General features: G+C 74.4%; 14 protein-coding genes. 4 read left to right on the top strand and 10 right to left on the bottom strand.

The window, feature by feature from the left end; translation table 11 throughout:
- Positions 1–24 precede the first annotated feature (24 nt).
- From murD to rsmH, 7 genes are read right to left on the bottom strand one after another with little or no spacing between them, the layout of a single operon-like run.
- Positions 25–1455, bottom strand: coding sequence for a UDP-N-acetylmuramoyl-L-alanine--D-glutamate ligase (gene murD, locus LPA54_RS15035; RefSeq protein ID WP_228977756.1), 1431 nt, complete (start codon positions 1453–1455; stop codon positions 25–27).
- Positions 1437–2507, bottom strand: coding sequence for a phospho-N-acetylmuramoyl-pentapeptide-transferase (mraY, locus tag LPA54_RS15030; protein ID WP_228977752.1), 1071 nt, complete (start codon positions 2505–2507; stop codon positions 1437–1439). Before mraY ends, murD begins: the two co-directional genes overlap by 19 nt.
- Complete coding sequence (murF, locus tag LPA54_RS15025) at positions 2504–3934, bottom strand: UDP-N-acetylmuramoyl-tripeptide--D-alanyl-D-alanine ligase (RefSeq protein WP_228977750.1); 1431 nt, start codon at positions 3932–3934, stop codon at positions 2504–2506. Before murF ends, mraY begins: the two co-directional genes overlap by 4 nt.
- Positions 3935–3938: 4 nt before the next feature.
- Positions 3939–5624 carry a UDP-N-acetylmuramoyl-L-alanyl-D-glutamate--2,6-diaminopimelate ligase gene (locus tag LPA54_RS15020; RefSeq protein ID WP_228977747.1) on the bottom strand — a complete coding sequence of 562 codons (1686 nt, stop codon included), beginning with the start codon at positions 5622–5624 and terminating at the stop codon, positions 3939–3941.
- Positions 5625–5640: 16 nt separating this feature from the next.
- A complete protein-coding gene (locus tag LPA54_RS15015) occupies positions 5641–7632 on the bottom strand; it encodes a penicillin-binding protein 2 (RefSeq protein ID WP_228977745.1) in 1992 nt (663 codons plus the stop codon).
- Positions 7633–7635: 3 nt separating this feature from the next.
- Positions 7636–8196, bottom strand: coding sequence for a septum formation initiator family protein (locus LPA54_RS15010; protein WP_228977743.1), 561 nt, complete (start codon positions 8194–8196; stop codon positions 7636–7638).
- Complete coding sequence (gene rsmH / locus LPA54_RS15005) at positions 8193–9182, bottom strand: 16S rRNA (cytosine(1402)-N(4))-methyltransferase RsmH (protein ID WP_308112850.1); 990 nt, start codon at positions 9180–9182, stop codon at positions 8193–8195. Before rsmH ends, LPA54_RS15010 begins: the two co-directional genes overlap by 4 nt.
- Positions 9183–9596: 414 nt before the next feature.
- Between rsmH and LPA54_RS15000 the strand changes: the two genes are divergently transcribed.
- The 4 genes from LPA54_RS15000 to LPA54_RS14985 all read left to right on the top strand — a co-directional run bounded on the left by LPA54_RS15000 (position 9597) and on the right by LPA54_RS14985 (position 15134).
- A complete protein-coding gene (locus LPA54_RS15000) occupies positions 9597–10142 on the top strand; it encodes a carbonic anhydrase (RefSeq protein ID WP_228977741.1) in 546 nt (181 codons plus the stop codon).
- 218 nt (positions 10143–10360) lie between these two features.
- Positions 10361–11389 carry a MoxR family ATPase gene (locus tag LPA54_RS14995; protein ID WP_228977739.1) on the top strand — a complete coding sequence of 343 codons (1029 nt, stop codon included), beginning with the start codon at positions 10361–10363 and terminating at the stop codon, positions 11387–11389.
- The gene (locus tag LPA54_RS14990) at positions 11389–12717 is read left to right on the top strand and encodes a DUF58 domain-containing protein (RefSeq protein ID WP_228977736.1); all 1329 of its coding nucleotides are present in this window, start codon (positions 11389–11391) and stop codon (positions 12715–12717) included. The genes LPA54_RS14995 and LPA54_RS14990 overlap by 1 nt, the downstream gene beginning before the upstream one ends.
- Positions 12714–15134, top strand: coding sequence for a DUF3488 and transglutaminase-like domain-containing protein (locus LPA54_RS14985; RefSeq protein ID WP_228977733.1), 2421 nt, complete (start codon positions 12714–12716; stop codon positions 15132–15134). Before LPA54_RS14990 ends, LPA54_RS14985 begins: the two co-directional genes overlap by 4 nt.
- Before the next feature lie 459 nt (positions 15135–15593).
- Here LPA54_RS14985 and LPA54_RS14980 read toward each other — a convergent pair whose 3' ends face one another.
- The 3 genes from LPA54_RS14980 to LPA54_RS14970 all read right to left on the bottom strand — a co-directional run bounded on the left by LPA54_RS14980 (position 15594) and on the right by LPA54_RS14970 (position 17515).
- Positions 15594–15986, bottom strand: coding sequence for a DUF3040 domain-containing protein (locus LPA54_RS14980; protein ID WP_228977731.1), 393 nt, complete (start codon positions 15984–15986; stop codon positions 15594–15596).
- Positions 15987–16262: 276 nt separating this feature from the next.
- The gene (locus LPA54_RS14975) at positions 16263–17021 is read right to left on the bottom strand and encodes a methyltransferase (RefSeq protein ID WP_228977729.1); all 759 of its coding nucleotides are present in this window, start codon (positions 17019–17021) and stop codon (positions 16263–16265) included.
- 23 nt (positions 17022–17044) lie between these two features.
- Entirely contained in the window at positions 17045–17515 is a 471-nt protein-coding gene (locus LPA54_RS14970; RefSeq protein WP_228977726.1) for an SAV_6107 family HEPN domain-containing protein, read from the bottom strand.
- Positions 17516–17803: the final 288 nt, after the last annotated feature.

The following is a 17803-nucleotide window of genomic DNA, read 5'->3' as shown; positions in this document are numbered from 1 at the left end:
GGCGCCGCCGGACCTGGTGGCTGGTCAGGCGTCTTCGGCGGCGAGCGCGCGGACGGCGTCCGCGAACGCCTCACCCCGCTTGTCGTAGTTGACGAACATGTCCATCGAGGCGCAGGCCGGGGCGAGGAGCACCGTGTCGCCCGGCCGGGCGAGCCGCGCCGCCTCCCGGACCGCCGCCGCCATCGCCCCAGTGTCGGTCCGGTCGAGGTCGACCACCGGCACCTGCGGGGCGTGTCGCGCGAGGGCTTCCGCCACGAGGGCGCGGTCGGCGCCGATGAGGACGACCCCGCGCAGCCGCTCGGCGGACCGGGTGACCAGCTCGTCGAAGGTGGCCCCCTTGGCGAGGCCGCCGGCGATCCAGACGATCGGGTCGTACGCGGCGAGCGACGCCTGCGCGGCGTGCGTGTTGGTGGCCTTGGAGTCGTCGACGTACCCGACGCCGGCGACCTCCTCGACGAACTCGATGCGGTGCGCGTCCGGGCGGAAGGCCCGCAGGCCCTCGCGGACGGCCGCCGGCTCGACCCCGAAGGCGCGGGCGAGGGCGGCGGCGGCGAGGGCGTTGGCGATGTTGTGCGGGGCCGGCGGGTCGACGTCGGAGACCTGTGCCAGTTCCTGGGCCTGCTTCTGCCGGTTCGCCACGAACGCGCGGTCCACCAGGATGCCGTCGACGACGCCCAGCTGGGACGGTCCGGGCGTGCCGAGGGTGAAGCCGATGGCCCGGCAGCCCTCCTCGACGTCGGCCCCGCGCACCAGGTCCTCGGTGGCCCGGTCGGCGGCGTTGTAGACGCAGGCGACGGCGTTGCCCTCGTAGATCCGGCCCTTGTCGGCGGCGTACGCCTCCATGGAGCCGTGCCAGTCGAGGTGGTCGGGCGCGAGGTTCAGCACGGCCGCGGAGTGGGCGCGCACGCTCGGCGCCCAGTGCAGCTGGTAGCTGGACAGTTCGACGGCGAGGACGTCGTACTTCTCGTCGCCGAGGACGGCGTCGAGGAGGGAGACGCCGATGTTGCCGACGGCTGCGGTCCGCAGCCCGGCCGCCTCCAGGATGGAGGCGAGCATCCGGACCGTGGTGGTCTTGCCGTTGGTGCCGGTGACGGCGAGCCAGGGGGCGGCGTCGGGGCCGCGCAGGCGCCAGGCCAGCTCGACGTCCCCCCACACCTCCACGCCCGCCTCGGCGGCCGCGGCGAACAGCGGCTTGTCGGGCTTCCAGCCGGGCGTGGTGACGACCAGTTCGCACCCCTCCGGCAGGGTCGCCCCGTCGCCGAGGCGGACGGTGACGCCCTCCGCCTCCAGCTGCGCCGCCTGGGTGCGGGACCGCTCGTCGTCGCCGTCGCTGACGACCGTGACGCGGGCGCCGAGGCCGGCGAGGACGCGGGCGGCGGGGACGCCGCTCACACCCAGGCCGGCGACGGTGACGTGCTTGCCCTGCCAGGAGGTACTCACTTGTCGGCTGCCCATCCCGCGTAGAAGAGGCCGAGTCCCACGATCACGCACATGCCCTGGATGATCCAGAACCGGACGACGACGAGGACCTCGGACCACCCCTTGAGTTCGAAGTGGTGCTGGAGCGGTGCCATCCGGAAGACCCGCTTGCCGGTCATCTTGAACGAGCCGACCTGGATGACCACGGACATGGTGATCAGGACGAACAGGCCGCCCAGGAGGGCCAGCAGCAGCTCGGTGCGGGAGCAGATGGCGAGGCCCGCGAGGGCGCCGCCGAGGGCGAGCGAACCGGTGTCGCCCATGAAGATCTTCGCGGGCGAGGTGTTCCACCACAGGAAGCCGAAGCAGGCGCCCATCAGGGCGGAGGCGACGACGGCGAGGTCGAGCGGGTCGCGCACCTCGAAGCAGGCGCTCGGGTTGGTGAGCGTCTTGGCGTTGGCGCAGGACTCCTGGAACTGCCAGAGGCCGATGAAGGTGTACGCGCCGAAGACCATCACGGAGGCGCCGGTCGCGAGTCCGTCGAGGCCGTCGGTGAGGTTCACGCCGTTGGACATCGCCAGGATCATGAACAGTGCCCAGACCACGAACAGCACCGGGCCGATGGTCCAGCCGAAGTCCGTGATGAACGACAGCTTGGTGGAGGCCGGGGCCAGTCCGCGCTTGTCGGAGAACTGCAGGGCGAGGACGGCGAAGGCGATGCCGACGATCAGCTGGCCGGCCATCTTGGCCTTCGCGCGCAGGCCCAGCGACCGCTGCTTGACGATCTTGATGTAGTCGTCGAGGAAGCCGACGAGGCCCATGCCCGCCATGAGGAAGAGCACCAGGAGGCCCGAGTACGTCGGGTCCTCACCGGTGATGACCTTCGCCAGGGCGTAGGCGATGAGCGTGGCCAGGATGAAGGAGATGCCGCCCATGGTGGGCGTGCCCTTCTTGCTGCCGTGCGTGCGCGGGCCGTCGTCCCGGATGAACTGCCCGTATCCCTTGCGGGCCAGGAGCTTGATCAGCAGCGGCGTGCCGATCAGGGTCAGGAAGAGCCCGATGGCTCCCGCGAAGAGGATCTGCCTCATCGGCCGGTGACCTCGCCCTCGGTGGTGTTCCCGAGCAGTGCCTGCGCGACCCGCTCGAGCCCGACCGACCTGGAAGCCTTCACCAGCACGACGTCACCCGGACGCAGTTCACTGCGCAACAGGTCGATCGCCGCCTGCGCGTCGGACACGTGCACCGACTCCTCACCCCACGAACCCTCGTTATATGCGCCCAGTTGCAGCCAGGACGCTTCCCTGCCCCCGACCGCGACGAGCTTGCCGACATTGAGCCGGACGGCGAGCCGTCCGACCGCGTCGTGCTCGGCGAGCGCCTCGTCGCCGAGCTCGGCCATCAGGCCGAGCACCGCCCACGTGCGTCCCCCCTTGGCCCGTGCGGCCTCGCCCATGGCTGCCAGCGCGCGCAGGGCGGCCCGCATGGACTCGGGGTTCGCGTTGTAGGCGTCGTTGACGATCGTCACACCGTCCGGACGCTCGGTGACCTCCATGCGCCAGCGGGAGAGGGAGCCCGCCTCGGAGAGCGCGGCGGCGATCTCGTGCACGGGCATGCCCGACTCATGGGCGACGGCGGCCGCGGCGAGCGCGTTCGACACGTGGTGCTCACCGTACAGGCGCATGGTCACGTCGCTGCACCCGGTGGGTGTGTGAAGGCGGAACGAGGGCTGCCCCGCCGCGGTGAGACGGACGTTTTCGGCCCGTACGGCCGCTTCCGCCGCCTCCCCGAAGTACACGACGCGCGCCTTGGTGCGCGACGCCATGGCCTTCACGAGCGGGTCGTCGGCGTTGAGGACGGCGATGCCGCCCTCCTCCGCCGGCGGGAGCGCCTCGACGAGTTCGCCCTTCGCCTCGGCGATCCGCTCGCGTCCGCCGAACTCGCCGATGTGGGCGGAGCCGACGTTGAGGACGAGGCCGATGCGGGGCGGGGTGAGCTGCGCGAGGTAGCGGATGTGGCCCACGCCTCGGGCGCCCATCTCCAGCACCAGGTGCCGGGTCTCCTCGGTGGCCCGCAGGGCGGTCACCGGCAGGCCGATCTCGTTGTTGAGGTTGCCGGCCGGCCAGACGGTGGGGCCCTGGCGCCGCAGGAGCTGCGCGATGAGGTCCTTGGTGCTGGTCTTGCCCGCCGAGCCGGTCAGGGCGACGACGGACGTGCCGAGCCGCTCGACCACGGTACGGGCGAGCGCGCCGAGCGCGGCGGTCACGTCGGGCACGACGATGGCCGGGACGCCGACCGGGCGGGTGGCCAGCACGGCCACCGCCCCGGCCTCGACGGCGCCCCGGGCGTAGTCGTGCCCGTCGACGTTCTCACCGGTGAACGCGGCGAAGAGACTGCCGGGCTCGACCTGGCGGGAGTCGTAGACGACGGAACCGGTGACCTGTGCCGCCGGATCCGGTATGTCGTGCGTCTGCCCGCCGACGATTGCGGCGATCTCGGTGAGGGAGAGGGCGATCACTTCTTCATCCCTGACTGTTCTGGATGGCTTCCCGCAGGACCTGTCGATCGTCGAAGGGCCGTACGACGCCTGCGATGTCCTGGCCCTGCTCGTGGCCCTTGCCCGCGACCAGCACGGTGTCGCCCGGTCGGGCGCGGGCCACGGCTGCGGCGATGGCGGAGGCCCGGTCCGCGTCGACCAGGACGGTGCCCCGCTCGTGCGCGGGGACGCGGGCGGCTCCGGCGAGCATCGCGGAGAGGATCGCGAGGGGATCCTCGGAACGCGGGTTGTCGGAGGTGAGGACGGCGGTGTCGGCGAGGCGCGCGGCGGCGGCGCCCATGGGGCCCCGCTTGGTGACGTCGCGGTCGCCGCCGCACCCGAGCACGATGTGCAGCCGGCCCTCGGTGACCTTGCGCAGGGAGCGCAGGACGGACTCGACGGCGTCCGTCTTGTGGGCGTAGTCGACGACGGCCAGGTACGGCTGGCCGGCGTCGACGCGCTCCAGCCGCCCGGGGACGCCCGGCACGGCGGCGACGCCGTCGGCGGCCCGCTGCGGGTCGACGCCGGCGACGGCGAGGGTGACGACGGCGGCGAGGGTGTTGGCCACGTTGAACGGGCCGGGCAGCGGCGCGGTGGCGCTGACGTGCTCGTCCTTCGGGCCGACGATGGTGAAGGTGCTGCCGAGCGGGCCGGAACGGACGTCCTGGGCGCGCCAGTCGGCGTCCGGGTGGCCCTCGGCGGAGAAGGTGACGACGGGGACGGTCGCCTCGGTCACCAGCCTCCTGCCGTACTCGTCGTCGAAGTTGACGACGCCTTGGCGGGAGCGGCGCGGGGTGAACAGCTGCGCCTTGGCCTGGAAGTAGTCCTCCATGCCGGAGTGGAACTCCATGTGCTCCGGGCTGAGGTTATTGAAGACGGCGACGTCGAAGACGCAGCCGTCGACCCGGCCGAGCACCAGGGCGTGGCTGGACACCTCCATGGCGACGGCCTCGACGCCGCGTTCGCGCATGACGGCGAAGAGCGCCTGGAGGTCGGTCGCCTCGGGTGTGGTGCGCTCGGACTTGACGCGTTCGTCGCCGATGCGGGTCTCGACCGTGCCGATCAGGCCGGGGCTGCGTCCGGCGGCCTTGAGCCCGCCCTCGACGAGGTAGGCGGTGGTCGTCTTGCCGGACGTGCCGGTGATGCCGATCTGGAGGAGGTCGGTACCGGGGCGGCCGTAGATGTCGGCGGCGAGTTCGCCCATCCGGCCGCGCGGGTCGTCGACGACGAGGACCGGCAGGCCCGTCGCGGCGGCGCGGTCGGCGCCCGCCGGGTCGGTGAGGACGGCGACGGCGCCGAGGCCGGCGGCCTGGTCCGCGAAGTCGGCTCCGTGGGCGCGGGCACCGGGCAGCGCGGCGTACACGTCCCCGGGGCGCACGGCCCGCGAGTCGTGGGTGATGCCGGTGACCTGCCCCTCGTACGGCCGGTGCGGCTCGTGCGGAGCGGGGGCTCCCACCCGGGCGGCGAGTTCGCCGAGGGGGGTGGGGCGGACCTGGGCCGGACGCGGCGCTCCCGGCTGTTTCGCCGGGGCGTCCTCGCCGGTGCTGGGGGACTGATCAGGGTGTGGCACGGCGGTGAGCGTACCGGGCGCACCCGGGATCGGGCTAAATGAGGCCGCCGGGGCGCGGTCGTCGCCGGGGCGGTTCCCGGGGTCGGGCGTGATCGTTGTCACTGGTGCCTCGCTCGGCTCAGGTGCCGGGTGTGAAGGTGACCGGCATGCGCGGGGGCTGCTTCCCGGTCGGTGGGACGTGCAGGGTCTTCAGGGCGAACTCCATGACCTTCTTGTGGACGGGGCCGCAGATCTGGCCGCCGAAGTAGCTGCCCTGGGTGGGGTTCTGGATGGCGCAGTAGACGGTGACGTGCGGGTCGTCGGCCGGGGCGAAGCCCGCGAAGGAGGCCGTGTAGCCCTTGTAGCGGCCCAGTTGCGGATCGACGCGGTTGGCGGTGCCGGTCTTGCCGGCGACGCGGTAGCCGGGGATGGCGGCCTTGGTGCCGGTGCCTTCCTCGTCGTCGACGACCGATTCCAGCATGGCGGCGAGGGTCTTGGCCGTCTTCTCGCTGACGACACGCGTGGTGCCGGGCGTCGGGGCGGGCGTGAAGCGGCCGTCGGGGCCCCTGGTGCCGCGGACCAGGGTCGGCGCGACGCGTACGCCGCCGTTGGCGATGGTGGAGTACACGGACGCGGCCTGCATGGCGTTGAGGGACAGGCCCTGGCCGAAGGGGATCGTGTACTGCTGCGAGGTGTTCCAGTCCTTCGGCTCGGCGAGGATCCCGGAGGTCTCGCCGGGGTAGCCGAGGCCGGTGGGGGCGCCCAGGCCGAACTTGCGCAGGTAGGAGTGGAGGACGCGGTTGGCCGACGGCTGGTCGGGGCCGAGCTGTCCGGTGGCGAGGATGGTGCCGATGTTGGACGACTTGGCGAGGACGCCGTTGAGCGTCAGGTACCAGGTGGGGTGGTCGATGTCGTCCTTGAACAGCCGGTCGCCGCGGTGGAGCCGGTTGGGCACGACGACGTGGGTGCCGGGTGTGGCGGCGCCCTCCTCCAGGACGGCGGCGATCGACATCACCTTGGCGGTGGAGCCGGGTTCGTAGGCGTCCTGGAGGGCGGCGTTGCCCATGGCGGTGGAGTCGGCCCGGGACAGGTCGTTCGGGTCGAAGCCGGGGGCGTTGGCCATGGCGAGGACCTCGCCCGTCCGGGTGTTCTGCACGACGACGTAGCCGCGGTCGGCGCGGGAGGCGGCGACCTGTTCGGAGATGGCCTTCTGGGCGGCCCACTGGATGTCGCGGTCGATGGTGAGTTCGATGTCGGAGCCGGGTACGGCGGGCGTCTCGCGGGCCCCGGCGGTGGGGACGCGGCGGCCGCCGGAGTGGGCGTAGGTGATCTTGCCGTCCCGGCCGGCGAGCTCCTCGTCGAGCATGGACTCCAGGCCGCCCCCGCCGCGGCCGTCGGCGTTGACGTAGCCCAGTATCCCCGCGCCGAGGGTGCCGTTGGGGTAGACCCGCTTGCTGCTGCGCTCGCTGAGCACCCCGGCCAGGACGCTGGTGCCCGGGCCGCCGCGCGCCTTGTCCTCGCGGGCCTTCTTGGCGAAGAGGGTCCGCAGGTCCTTGATCTGGTTCCAGACCTGCGGCGTCTGCTTGCGCGCCAGGACGGCGTAGCGGGGCGAGGGCGGGGACTTCAGGGTGCGGACGAGTTCGGCGGGGTCCTTGCCGAGGATGGGCGCGAGGAGGGCCGCGGCCTGTTCGGGCGCGTCGGGGACCTTGCTCTCCTGGGGGGTGAACATCTTGGGGTCGGCGGTGATGTCGTACGCGTCGACGCTGGTGGCGAGGGGCACGCCGGAGCGGTCGGTGATCTCGCCGCGCTCGGCGGCCAGCTTGTGGCTGAGGTAGCGGTTCTTCTCGGCCTTGGCGGCGTAGGCGGAGGCGTCGACGGCCTGGACCTGGAGGAGCCGTACGACGAAGGCCAGCATGACGAGGGTGAGGCCGAGGCTCACCAGGCGCAGGCGGGGGCGCGGGTTGCCGAGCCGGAGCGGTCGCGCCTGTCCGCCGGGCCGGGGCGCCGCCGTACCGGGGCGGCGCGCGGCGGCTCCGGCGCGCTGGGGGCGGCCGCCGGCGCCGCGTCCGGTGGGGCGCCGGGCGCCCGAGGGGCGGGGGACGCGGCGGCGCGGAGGTTCCTGGGAGGGCACTGCTCACCTGCCGGGGGGCGTCGGGGCCGGGGCCGCGGGGGGCGGCGGGGTGGTCGTCACGGGGGTGGCCGCCGCCGGCGGCCCGGGCGCCGCGGGGCCCGCCGGGGCGGGGGCGAGCGCGTCCGGGGCGGGGGCGTCGGTGGGCTCGGGGACCGGGGCGGCGGCGCCCGCCGGGGACGGGCCCGTGTCCGGTCCGGGGGTGGGGGCCGGGCTCGGCACGCCGCGTACGGTGCCGTCCGGCTCCAGGAAGACGGGGCCGCCGCCGGGCACCATGCCCAGTTCGCGGGCCCGGCGCTCCAGCGCGTCGGGCGCCGAGTGCTCGTCGACGTCCCGCTGGAGCGCCTGCTCCTCGTCGGTGAGTTCCGTGGTCTGCCGCCGCAGCTCGGAGAGGCGGAAGGAGCCTTGGCTGAGGGAGGTGTTGAGGAGCAGGAGCCCGATCAGCCCGCCCCCGAGGAGCACGACGACGAGCAGGACGAAGGGGGTGCGGGCGGCGGTGTTCGGCCCGGACGGCATGAGCCGGGCCAGGCGGGCCGCGCGCCCCTTCAGAGGTCCTGCCTTCGTCACACGTCCTCCCTGATCCGTTCCGCGCCGCGCAGCCGGGCCGGCGCGGCCCTGCGGTTGCGGGCCACCTCCTCCTCGCTGGGTAGTTCGGCGCCCCGGGTCAGGAGCTTGAGCCGCGGCTGGTACCGCTCGGGCACGACGGGCAGGCCGGGCGGGGCCGTGTTGGCGGCGCCCGCCGCGAAGACCTGCTTCACCAGCCGGTCCTCCAGCGAGTGGTACGACAGGACGGCGACGCGGCCGCCGACGGCGAGGGCCCCCACCGCGGCGGGGACCGCGCGCTCCAGCACCGACAGCTCGCCGTTGACCTCGATGCGCAGGGCCTGGAAGGTCCGCTTGGCGGGGTTGCCGCCGGTCCGCTTGGCGGCCTGGGGCAGCGCGTCGCGGATCAGTTCGACCAGGCGGGCGCTGCGGGTGAAGGGCTCCTTCTCCCGCTCGCGCACCACGGCGGAGACGATCCGCTTCGCCTGCTTCTCCTCGCCGTACGCGCGCAGGATCCGCACCAGCTCGCCGGGCGGGTAGGTGTTGAGCACCTCGGCGGCGCTGACGCCGGTCGTCTGGTCCATGCGCATGTCGAGGGGGGCGTCCTGCGCGTAGGCGAAGCCGCGGTCCGCCTCGTCGAGCTGCATGGAGGAGACGCCGAGGTCGAACAGCACGCCCTGGACGCGCGGCAGGCCGAGCCGGTCCAGCACGTCCGGCAGCTCGTCGTAGACGGCGTGGACGAGGGTGGCCCGGTCGCCGAAGCGGGCGAGGCGCTCGCCGGAGAGGCGCAGGGCCTCGGTGTCGCGGTCGAGGGCGACGAGCCGCGCCTCCGGGAAGCGGGTCAGGAGGGCCTCGCTGTGCCCGCCGAGGCCGAGGGTGCAGTCGACGACGACCGCGCCGGGCCGCTCCAGGGCGGGGGCGAGCAGGTCGAGGCACTGCCGGAGCATCACGGGGACGTGCCGGGTGTTGCCGTCCGGCGCCTCGCCGCCGTCCTTGTCGGGGAGCCCCACCGGATCGGTACCGGCGGTACCCCCATCGCGCCCTGTCATCTGCCCTCTCAGGTCCGGCGCGGCGTACGTACCGCCGGGCCACCGGCGCCGGAGAGGGCCTCGGCCGACCGGCGGGCGGAGGAGGCCGAGCCGTACATGCCACCGCACACGCGGAGGAGAATCTGCGGATATCGCTCGGAAATCGCTCAATGTCTCCGTGAACTCCGCGCCACTCTAGTCCACTCCCCCGCGCGGTCAATCAACCGGCCTGCGCGTCGTCCGGGGGGTGTGCGCGGGCGGAGCAACCGGGACGAATCACTCGTACGGCCGTCCGTGGCCGGGTACCTGTGGAGTAGCTCACAGCACGCCTCATTGACGTCCTTTGTCCGCTCTCACCGCGCGCCGCGCGGGGCGGTGACCATTAACGTCGTAGCCATGTCGACTTCCGCGAACCTCTCGACCGACTCCGCCCCCGTCCCCGCGGGCCAGGGAGTCACCGACCGCCTCGTCGAGTCGAACCGCCGTTACGCCGAGCAGTTCACCGACCCGGGCATGGACGCGCGACCCGTGCTGAAGGTGGCCGTGGTCGCCTGCATGGACGCCCGCCTCGACCTGCACGCCGCGCTCGGCCTCCACCTGGGCGACTGCCACACCATCCGCAACGCGGGCGGCGTCGTCACCGACGACGTCATCCGCTCGCTCACCATCAGCCAGCGCGCGCTGGGCACCCGCAGCATCGTGCTCGTGCACCACACCGGGTGCGGCCTGGAGAAGATCACCGAGGGCTTCCGCGACGAGCTGGAGCAGGAGGTCGGGCAGCGGCCGACGTGGGCGGTGGAGGCGTTCCGCGACGTCGACCAGGACGTGCGGCAGTCGATGCAGCGGGTGCGCACCTCGCCGTTCCTCCAGCACACCGACGACGTGCGGGGCTTCGTCTTCGACGTGACGACCGGCCTGCTGCGGGAGGTCGACCCGGCCTGACCGGGCAGCGAACAGCGGACCAAGAGGCGGAACACCGGACATATCACCTGCCGTTGTCCACAGCCGAGTGACACCACGCTGAACGCCAACAACAATGCGGTGGTGACCATCTGCTCCGGACCGCCGGAAAGGCTCCGCGGGCGGTGTCCGTGTCTCTGGGTGGGCCGTGCCGTTTCCGTCATGCACCGGCCCATGAACGAAGGGCCGAGGAGGGCCGGGTGACGACCTATGACGATCGAGCGAGCCTCGCGGATCTGACCACCACAGCGGAGCGTGTCCGCCGGTCGGTGGAGAGTGTGATCGAGGGCAAGCCGGAGGTCGTACGGCTCTCGCTGACCGTACTGCTGGCCGAGGGGCACCTCCTGATCGAGGACGTGCCGGGCGTCGGCAAGACGATGCTCGCCAAGGCGCTGGCGCGGTCCATCGACTGCTCGGTGCGGCGCGTGCAGTTCACGCCCGACCTGCTGCCGTCGGACATCACGGGCGTGTCCGTCTACGACCAGCAGCGGCGGGAGTTCGAGTTCAAGCCGGGTGCGATCTTCGCGCAGATCGTGATCGGCGACGAGATCAACCGCGCCTCGCCGAAGACGCAGTCCGCGCTGCTGGAGTCGCTGGAGGAGCGCCAGGTCACCGTCGACGGGCACTCCTACGAGCTGCCGAGCCCCTTCATGGTGGTGGCCACGCAGAACCCCGTGGAGATGGAAGGAACGTATCCGCTTCCGGAGGCGCAGCGGGACCGCTTCATGGCCCGCGTCTCCATCGGCTACCCGAGTGCCGAGGCGGAGCTGCGGATGCTGGACACGCACGGCTCCGTGTCGCCGCTCGACGACCTCCGGCCGGTCGCGCACGCGCACGACGTCCTGAAGCTGATCGACGCGGTCCGCGGCGTGCACGTGTCGGACGCGGTGCGGCGGTACGCGGTGGACCTCGTCGGGGCCACGCGCGTCCACCCGGACCTGCGGCTGGGCGCCTCCCCGCGCGCGACGCTGCACCTGCTGCGCGCCGCGAAGGCGACGGCGGCGCTGGCCGGCCGCGAGTACGCGCTGCCGGACGACGTGCAGGCGCTGGCCGTGCCCGTGCTGGCGCACCGGCTGCTGCCGACGGCGCAGGCGCAGCTGAACCGGCGGACGGCCGAGCAGGTCGTCATGGACATCCTCCAGCGCACGGCGGTGCCGGCGGTCGCCCAGCAGCCCGTCGGGGACGCCTTCTTCGGCGGTCAGCGCCAGCCCGGCCTGCGGCGGTTGTGATGGCGGCCGGGGGGCCCGCCGTCCCGGACGGCGCCGCCGTGGGCGGTGTGCGGGGCGCCCTCGGCGGGCTGACCACGCGCGGCCGCTCGTTCCTGGCGGCGGGTCTGGCGGCGGCGGCCTGCGCGTACGTGCTGGGCCAGCCGGACCTGCTGAGGGTGGGGCTGCTGCTCGCGGCGCTGCCGCTGGTGTGCGTCACCGTGTTGTACCGCACGCGGTACCGGGTGACGGGCAGCAGGCGGCTCAGCCCGCAGCGGGTGCCCGCCGGCACCGAGGCGCGGGTGCGGCTGCGGATGGACAACGTCTCGCGGCTGCCGACCGGGCTGCTCATGCTCCAGGACCAGGTGCCGTACGTGCTCGGTCCGCGGCCGCGGTTCGTCCTGGACCGGGTGGAGCCGGGCGGCAAGCGCGAGGTCTCCTACCGCGTCCGCTCCGACCTGCGCGGCCGCTACCCGCTGGGCCCGCTCCAGCTGCGGCTGAGCGACCCGTTCGGGATGTGCGAGCTGACCCGGTCGTTCAGCTCGTACGACCTGCTGACGGTCATACCGCGTTCGGAGCCGCTGCCGCCGGTGCGCCTGGCCGGTGAGGCGCCGGGGTACGGCGACGGGCGGCACAGCTCGCTGGCGCAGGTCGGCGAGGACGACGTGCTGCCCCGCGAATACCGCCACGGCGACGACCTGCGCCGGGTGCACTGGCGATCCACCGCCCGGTACGGCGAGCTGATGGTGCGGCGTGAGGAGCAGCCGCGGCAGGCCCGCTGCACGGTCCTGCTGGACACCCGCGCCGTGGCGTACGACGCCGACGGGCCGGACTCGGCGTTCGAGTGGGCCGTGTCGGGCGCGGCGTCGGCCGTCACGCACCTGCTGGAGCGCGGGTACGCGGTACGGCTGCTGACGGACGCCGGCGACACGCTGCCCGGCGACGGCTCCGACGGCTACGCGGCGCCGGGGCACGACGCGGCGGAGTCGGCGGGCCTGATGATGGACGCCCTGGCCGTGATCGACCACTCCGGCGGGGCGGGGCTGGACGGCGCCCACGACCTGCTGCGGGCCGGCGGCGAGGGGCTGCTGCTCGCGTTCCTCGGCGAGCTGGACGAGGCGCAGGCCCAGCTGGTCGGCCGGATGAGGCGGCGCAGCCAGGCGGCCGTCGCCTTCGTCCGGGACGACGGGGCGGGCTCGCGGGAAGCGGTGCGGCTGCTGCGGGAGTCGGGCTGGTCGGCGTCGGCCGTGCGGCCGGGCGACTCGCTCGCCGCGCTGTGGCGGCACGCCGGACGGGGCGCGGCCGCGGCCGGCGACAGTGGGACGACGGCGTTCTCGGGGGGTTGGTCATGAGCGGCGGCGTACGCCTCACCGTGTGTGCCTGGATCGCGACCATGACGGCGGCGTGCGCGCTGCTGCCACTGGTCGGCGAGGTCGGCTGGTTCGTGCAGGCGGCGCTGATGCTGGCGGTGGTCGGCGCGGCGGGCGCGGTGGCCCGGCGGATGGCGGTGGCGCGCCCCCTGGTGGTGGCCTCGCAGTTCGCGGTGGGCCTGGTGCTGCTGACGGTGGTCTTCGCCGGGGAGCACGCGCTGGCGGGGGTGCTGCCGTCGGCGGAGGTGTTCGCGCGGTTCCACGCGCTGCTGGAGGCGGGCGTCCAGGACGTCGGGCAGTACGCGACCCCGGCGCCCGCCACGGACGGCATCCGGCTGATGCTCGTCGGCGGCGTCCTGGTGATCGGCCTCGCGGTGGACGCGCTCGCGGTGACGTTCCGCAGCGCGGCCCCGGCGGGGCTGCCGCTCCTCGCGCTGTACTCGGTCGCGGCCGGCCTGGCGGGTGGCGGCGGGGCGAGCTGGCTGTGGTTCCTGCTGGCGGCCTCCGGCTACCTGGTGCTGCTGCTCGCCGAGGGGCGTGACCGGCTGGCCCAGTGGGGTCGGGTGTTCGGCGGGCCCAAGGCCCGGCCGGGCGGTCCGGCGGCGTTCGGGACCCCGGACGGCTCCACGCCCGCCCCGCTGCGCACCGGGCGCCGCATCGGCGCGCTGACCCTCGGCATTGCGCTGGCCGTGCCGGCGGTGCTGCCCTCGCTCGGCGGCGGCCTGCTCCGCCCGGACGGCGCCGGCGAGGGGGCGGACGGCGGCACGATCTCCGCGGTCAACCCCCTGGTGTCGCTGCAGAACGACCTGAACCAGCCGAAGGACCGCGAGGTCCTGCGGTACCGCACCAACGCCCCGGACGGCTCGGGGCTGTACCTGCGGCTCGTCTCGCTCGACACGTTCGACGGGACCTCGTGGAAGACGTCCGTGCGGGCCGTGGAGGACGTTCCGCCGCGACTGCCGCAGCCGACCGGCCTCAGCGACCGGACGGCCACGACGGAGATCCGCACCAACATCTCGGCGGCCGGCGGCTACGAGCAGAAGTGGCTCCCGATGCCGTACCCGGCGACCGCCGTGGACATCGAGGGGCGCTGGCGGTACGAACCGGTCGGCCGGATGCTGGTCGGCGACGACGGGCAGACCACGAGCGGCGCCCGGTACTCGGTGAGCAGCCTCGTCGTGCGGCCGACCGCCGCTCAGCTGGCGGCGGCCCCGCCCGCGCCGGGCACGCTGCTGCGCGAGTACACGCGGGTCCCCGACGCGCTGCCGCGGGACGTCAAGGCCACGGCCCTCCAGGTGACCGCGGGCGCGCGGACCGACTACGAGCGGGCCGTGCGGCTCCAGGACTGGTTCGCGACCGAGGGCGGTTTCCAGTACGACACGACGGTCACGTCGGGCACCGGCGTCGGGGCGATATCCCGCTTCCTCAAGGACAGGAAGGGCTTCTGCGTCCACTACTCGTTCACCATGGCGGCGATGGCCCGCACGCTGAACGTGCCCGCGCGGGTGGCGGTCGGCTTCATGCCGGGGACGCCGACCGCCGACGGCACGGTGTCGGTGGGGATCCGGGACGCCCACGCCTGGCCGGAGCTGTACTTCGAGGGGGTGGGCTGGACCCGGTTCGAGCCGACGCCCTCGCGCGGCTCCGTCCCGGAGTACGCGATGCCGGAGGCGCCCGCGGGTGACCGGCCGGACCCGCGGGAGACCGCGCAGCGCCCGTCGGCGGCCCCGTCGGCGGTGCCGTCGCCGCTGGACGGCTGCGCGCCGGGCGCGGCGGGCGCGGAGGGGTGCCCCGGGCCGGTGCCCCAGGGCGCGGGTCCCGCGTCCGGGTCGGGATTCCCGCTGGGGCCGGTGCTGCTGGCCGTGGGCGCGGCGGCGGTGGTCGTCCTGCTGCCGTCGGCACCGCTGTTGTGGCGGCGGCGGCTGCGGGCGCGCCGGCTGGGCCTCGGCGGCCGGGCGGCCGCCGATCCGACGGCCCGGACGCTCGCCGTGTGGCAGGAGGTCGTGGACACCGCCTGGGACCACGGCATCCCGCCGGACGACTCGCTGACCGCGCGCGGTGCGGCCGATCGGCTGGTGCGCGAGGGCGGGCTGGAGGGCGGGGCGGCCGAGGCGGTCCACCGGATCGCGGGCGCGGTCGAGCAGGTGCTGTACGCGCCGGCGCCGCGCGCCGAGGACGGCCTGGTGGAGGACGCCGGGCGGGTCCGCGCGGGCCTGCTGGCGGCCGGGACGCGCGGCGACCGGCTGCGGGCGACGCTGGCGCCCCGGTCGGCGGCGCGGGTGGCGTGGGCGCTGTCGGCGCGCCGCGCGGCGGTCGCCCGGCGCTGGGCGGTACGGCGTGAACGGCTCCTGGCCCGCCTGGCCGCGGTGCTGCGCCGTCCGTCGCGCCAACGCGGCTAGCGGGGCCCGGGACACCCCCTGGGGCCGGCGCCCTGGGGGGCGCCCCGTTCCCGGGGGCCGCACCTCAGGGGGACGCGCCCAGGAGCCCCCACCCCGGCCCCGTAGCCTCGGGCCCCGCACGTTGGGGCACGCGCCCCGGACTCCGCACCCCTGGGGCCCGCGGCCGTCCTGTTGGGTCCCGGGCGCGGGCGGCGGGTCCGGTGGGCGGGCTCCGCGGGCCGGACGGACCGGCGCGGGGGTCCGGGTGGGCCGGGGGGCTCCCGGCGCGCAGCGGGGCACGGCGGGCCGGCCGGCCTAGGGGCGGGCCGCCGTGGCGGCGCACCACGTCCGGGCGGGCGGTGGGTGCGGGCAGGGGCGTCCGGGGCGGTACGCGCGACACGCGGTACGCGCTACGCGCGACGGAGGGGTGACCGCGTCGCGGTCACCCCTCCGTCAGGTTCGTGTGCTGCTGTGCGCCCGTCAGTGGCCCTGCTCGTCACGCCGGCGCTGCCAGCGCTGCTCGATCCGGTCCATCATCGAGCGGCGCTGCCGGTTCCCGCGGCCGTGGACCGCGGCTCCGGCGGTGGGCTGCTCACCCGGCTTGGGTGCCTTGCGCCAACCGGTGACCGCCAGGACCGCGCAGCCGAGCATGACGAGGAACCCCACCACGCTGATCCAGATCTGCTGGGCGACCATTCCGGCCATGAGGAGCGCGATACCCACCAGGAATCCTGCGACCGCCTGGTAGACCCGTCGTCGGGTGTACGTACGCAGCCCGCTTCCCTCGAGCGCTGTCGCGAACTTGGGATCTTCGGCGTACAGCGCTCGCTCCATCTGCTCGAGCATTCGCTGCTCGTGCTCCGAGAGCGGCACGGAGTCCTCCTCATCGTCGGTCGCGGGGGCGACCGGTATGCGACCCTTCCAGGATAGGCAGGGATTCGTCCCCGTGAAACCCGCCCTCAATGCCAATTCGCCGATCGGGCCGCCATGCCGGTTCGGCTGGTGAGGCGTTGATTCCCCAACGTCCGAACCGTCATGCCGGATGGTGTCCCTCGATCATACGGGGATCCCGGCGCGATCGGGGCGGCTGTGGCGTACTCCATCCGCCGCTGCGCCCCTGATCAGGCCCCCGCCTGCCCTCGCCGGAGGTCAGCCGCGCTTTTCGCCCAGGACGTGCAGCTGGGTGGCGACCGAATGGAACGCGGGGAGTTCCGCGGCGGCCGCTTCCAGCCGGTTCAGGGCGTCGATGGCGCCGGGCTCGGTGTCGACCAGGACGCCGGGGACCAGGTCGGCGAAGACCCGCACCCCGTGCACCGCGCCGATCTCCACGCCGGCGGCCTCCACGGCCGCGCCGAGCTGCTCGGCGGTGAAGCGGCGGGGCACCGGGTCGCCCTCGCCCCAGCGGCCGGCCGGGTCGGTGAGCGCCCGGAGGGCCTCGGTGAAGTGCCCGGCGAGGGCCCTCGCCAGGACGGCACCGCCGAGCCCGGCCGCGAGCAGGCTCAGCGCGCCGCCGGGGCGGAGGGCCTCGACCGCGTTGCGCACGCCCTCCGCGGGGTCGTCCACGTACTCCAGCACGCCGTGGCACAGGACCGCGTCGAACCCGGCGCGCGGGACGACGTCGAACAGGTCGTGGATGTCGCCCTGGACGCCGCTCACCAGATCGGCGACGCCCGCCTCGGAGATGCGGCGCTCCAGCGCGAAGAGGGCGTTGGGGCTCGGGTCCACGACGGTGACGCGGTGGCCGAGGCGGGCGACGGGCACGGCGAAGTTGCCGCTGCCGCCGCCGGTGTCCAGGACGTCGAGGCGGTCCTTGCCGGTCGCTTCGACCCTGCGGTCGAGGGCCTCCTCCAGGACATCCCACACCACGGCGGTACGGAGGGAGGCACGGGGGCGCTGCGGGTCCGACACGGCAGTTGACTCCTCGGTGACTGTTACGAACGGTCCCAGCCTATGGCCTCGGGGGCGGTCCTCGGCCTCGGCGTCGACGGCCGCAACCCGAGCAGGCGCTCGACCAGGCGCAGGAACGTCCCGACGTCGCGGACGAGGTCGTCGGCGTCCCGCGCGGTGGCGGCGCCGCGTATGCCCGCCTCGGCGCGGGCCCTGCGCTCGGCCCCGGAGGCGAACAGGGCGCTCCACTCGGCGAGCTCGGGCGCCGTCTCGGTGAGGATCTCCCAGGCGGTGCGGATCGGGCGGCGGCGGCGCGGGTCCGTCTCGGGGCGCCCGCGGACGGCGAGCACCGCGGCGGCGGTGCGCAGGGCGGCCAGGTGGGCCGTGGCGTAGCGCTCGTTGGGGTCGGGGAGGGTGCGGGCCTCGACCAGGCCGGCGTGGGCCTGGACGAGTAGGTCGAGGGCGGCGGGTGGCGCCGGGGAGCGGCGCGGGACGGGGTGGACGTCGCTCGCCATGACGGACCTCCTGTCGTCGTGTGACGGCGCTGCGGCCGTGTGGTTCCCATGGTGCGGGGCGGCACTGACAGTGGGCCGGGGGCGGTTTTGCCTCGGGTGGCGGGCCGTTGTAGCTTTTGAACTGACTGGTCAGTTCAAAGAGGTTGGGGGAGGTTCGTGGAGAGCCCGGACAACGAGGCCGGTCCCACTGGGACGAAGGCCGGGGGCCGCCCGGCGGGCGAGGGGAAGCACGCGCGACACGCCGAGCCCGCGCCGCAGGCGGACACCACCGCGCAGGCGGACACCACC

Source organism: Streptomyces sp. DH12, from assembly GCF_020873895.1.
Lineage (GTDB): Bacteria > Actinomycetota > Actinomycetes > Streptomycetales > Streptomycetaceae > Streptomyces.
The sequence above is the reverse complement of the archived record's forward strand: the minus strand, read 5'-3'. Positions and strand labels throughout refer to the sequence as shown.